The sequence below is a fragment of the Syntrophales bacterium genome, from assembly GCA_030018935.1.
Lineage (GTDB): Bacteria > Desulfobacterota > Syntrophia > Syntrophales > CG2-30-49-12 > CG2-30-49-12.
This window is the reverse complement of record JASEGZ010000083.1, coordinates 1-3085: the sequence shown is the minus strand read 5'-3', so window position 1 is coordinate 3085 and position 3085 is coordinate 1. Positions and strand designations below refer to the sequence as shown.

Genomic DNA, 3085 nt, shown 5'->3' with positions numbered 1-3085 from the left:
GGCTTCCAGCCGACGTCAAAGCTACCGGCTTTAGCCGGTATGTGGTTTACTTTTGGGCTTAATCGGGGTAGGGAGGAGCCTCGCGGCTCCCCTCCTCCCACACCACCGTACATACGGGTCACGTATACGGCGGTTCGGTGGATTAAGTGTTTTCAGTCAGCCTGCCAGGCTCGGCAGCCCGAGGGAGCGGAAGTAGCGTCCCGGCAGTGCGATTACCAGTGCCGGGCTCTGACTCAACCTCCACGGACCGTGGGCGGACTTGCAGGTGTTCCATGCAAGCTCACGCCCCACTCCCCGCTTCCGGAGTTCTCGGTATCCCGCACGGCCCCACTGCTTCCAGACGTATGACCGCAATCTCCGGCGTACCCATTTGTCCAGGTCTTTCAGGGGCGAGAGGACTTCGGCAAGACCGAAGTACGCCTTCCATCCGAGGATGTAGACCCTCAGTTCCTCTATTGTCCTGGTAAGGGTATACCCGCGGGTTCGCCGTGTGATTTCACGGGTTTTCGTTTTGAAGCTTCGGGATTATAGGATTATAGGGGGACGCCCTTAAGAAACTAAGCCCCCCTCGTCTGTGATGGGACAATTTTCTTAGTTTCTTAAGGGCGTCCCCCTCTTGTCTGAACGCTTGCCGTTTTGTTGGATGCTACCAGACGTTTACTCCCCTTTGAGCTTTTCGAGCTTTTCCTGTTTTGTTTTGCAATCTATACACAGGGTGGTCACGGGTCTTGCTATCAGTCTTTTTTCGGATATGGGTCCGCCACAGACCTCACATATGCCAAAGACCCCATCATCAATACGCTGGATCGCCTCCTGCATCTTCAAGATCAATTTTCTCTCCCTATCCCTAATGCGAAGCTCAAAATTCCTGTCCGATTCGAGAGAGGCCCTGTCGGTGGGGTCGGGAAAATTCTCCTTTCCATCTGTCATCTCGGAAACGGTTTTTCCGGCTTCACCCAGTAATTCGTTGATTTTGTTTATCAACATGTATCTGAAGAATTCTAATTTCTCAGGTTTCATGGGTAACTTTCCACCTCATGCGAGTACTCTCGATGAAAGTTCCGAATGCTTCTTCATACATAAGGAACACTTTTTTGTAAAGAAAAAAATTAACATGCAAGCTCTGCAAAGTACGATAATCACTCCTCGCCGTAAAATTTTATTATCTTTTCGATAATCTTCGTCGTTGATGCCCCCCTGATCTCAGGAACAATAACCACCGTGCCGCCCCACTTTTTTACAGATTCCCGACCCACCACCTCTTCCTCTGTCCAGTCCCCCCCCTTTACGATGATATGAGGCTGAAGATATTCGATCAACTCAAGGGGGGTAGACTCATGGAAAATGGTCACATAATCAACAAATTCAAGAGATGCCACCATCTCGGCTCTTTCATCTTCAGGAACAAGGGGTCTTTTCTCGCCCTTGATGGCCCTGACAGATGAATCACTGTTGAGGGCAACGATCAGGATGTCCCCGGTTTTTTTTGCCTCCTTAAGATACCGGACATGTCCCACATGGAGGATATCGAAACAGCCGTTTGTAAAGGTTATCTTTTCCCCCTCTTTTTGGAGTCGGTCGAGTTCTTCCTTCAGTTTTTCCCTTGAGTATATCTTGTTCATATCTGCCCCTGGTCTGAAACACCTCTTCCTGAGTCAGGCTGAACAGCCCTGGCAAGGGTGAGGACGGCCACCTTTGCCGCTTTGCTTTTCGTTAATACCCGGGCACACTCCTTCACTGTACTGCCCGTGGTATATACATCGTCCACGAGGATGATGTTTTTTCCCCTTATCTTTTTTTCCTCGGAGACCTCAAAGGCACCTTGTACGTTTGTTTCCCTCTCTTTTTTCCCCAGGCTGATCTGTGGTTTCGTGTGGATACGCCGTCTTAGTGTTGTAAAGTCCAAGGGAAGGGAAAATCTCTTCGCGACCGCCAGGGCCAGGATAACGGACTGGTTAAACCCCCGCTCTCTTAATCTCTTCGGGTGCAGGGGAGCCGGCATGATCAACGAATACTCCTTGATATCAAGGGCAGGATATGCAAAATCCACCATCAATCTTCCTAAGATTTCTCCGACAGCGATCTTTCCCCTGTATTTAAACCGGTGGATCGCATCCAACATTGTAGTTTCGTACCGTCCGACGGCCCGGGCTACCGAAAAGTATGTTTTTGAGGTGAGACAATCACCACAGAGATGGTCACCACCATCGGGGCCGTTAAAGGGGATTCCACAACGGGAACAGAGAGGTGATTGGATAAAATTTATCCTCGAAAAACAGACGGAACAGAAATGGAAGGTTTTATTACGCCTCAGTACAACTCCACATGTCACGCACCTGGGCGGGAAAATAACATCGGCAAGACCTGTGAGGATACTTTTCAATACTACATTCCTTTATCAAGAGAGGTCACTTTGGTAACATCTTCCCCGATCTCCATCCTGGGAGCATCTGACCATAACCGCTCGAGATCGTAAAATACCCTGACGGGGTCGTAAAAGATATGGACAATTAAGTCATCGTAATCCATGAGCACCCATTTCCCCAGATTTTCACCTTCTACCCCTAAGGGGACAATTCCGGACTTTTTCAAGTTCTCCCGAATTGATGAGGCAAGGGCCCGTACCTGCCGGTCAGAGGTCCCGCTGCAGATAACAAAATAGTCGGCAAAAGTAGATAGTTCTTTCACATTCAGGATGATCATATCTTTCGCCTTATTTTCCAGCAACGCGTTAATGCACAGAAGAGCCCTTTTTTGTGTATCTATCTTTTTTTTGCCCAATAACACCTCCTTTTGTCTGTCCTGCGTCCGGTGGCCCTCATTCCATCTCAAACATTTGCCTTTGCAGACGTTTCGCTTCGCGAAGAATGATTGCGAAAAAATCTTGCATTAGCTACGCTGAATCTTCGATCCAGCTCCGCTGATTCTGCGAATTCGTCCTTATCTAAAGCCAATTTTCAGTCTCGCAAAGCTCTCTCAACTAAAGTAATTAAGTTGTTTTTTTAGTTGTGTCAATCTAAAATTGGGCGGATTGTTAGTAACACGTGATATGTCCGGTTTGTAGCACACAATCTGTCCGGTTTGT

4 protein-coding genes are annotated in these 3085 nt (G+C 48.4%); all 4 read right to left on the bottom strand.

Features of this window, described 5'->3' with window-relative positions; genetic code table 11:
* Positions 1 to 657 precede the first annotated feature (657 nt).
* Complete coding sequence (gene dksA, locus QMD03_09985) at positions 658 to 1020, bottom strand: RNA polymerase-binding protein DksA (GenBank protein MDI6777540.1); 363 nt, start codon at positions 1018 to 1020, stop codon at positions 658 to 660.
* A gap of 119 nt (positions 1021 to 1139) precedes the next feature.
* Entirely contained in the window at positions 1140 to 1622 is a 483-nt protein-coding gene (gene rfaE2, locus QMD03_09980; protein ID MDI6777539.1) for a D-glycero-beta-D-manno-heptose 1-phosphate adenylyltransferase, read from the bottom strand.
* Complete coding sequence (locus tag QMD03_09975) at positions 1619 to 2383, bottom strand: ComF family protein (GenBank protein ID MDI6777538.1); 765 nt, start codon at positions 2381 to 2383, stop codon at positions 1619 to 1621. The genes rfaE2 and QMD03_09975 overlap by 4 nt, the downstream gene beginning before the upstream one ends.
* 2 nt (positions 2384 to 2385) lie before the next feature.
* The gene (gene rsfS, locus QMD03_09970) at positions 2386 to 2781 is read right to left on the bottom strand and encodes a ribosome silencing factor (GenBank protein ID MDI6777537.1); all 396 of its coding nucleotides are present in this window, start codon (positions 2779 to 2781) and stop codon (positions 2386 to 2388) included.
* Positions 2782 to 3085: the final 304 nt, after the last annotated feature.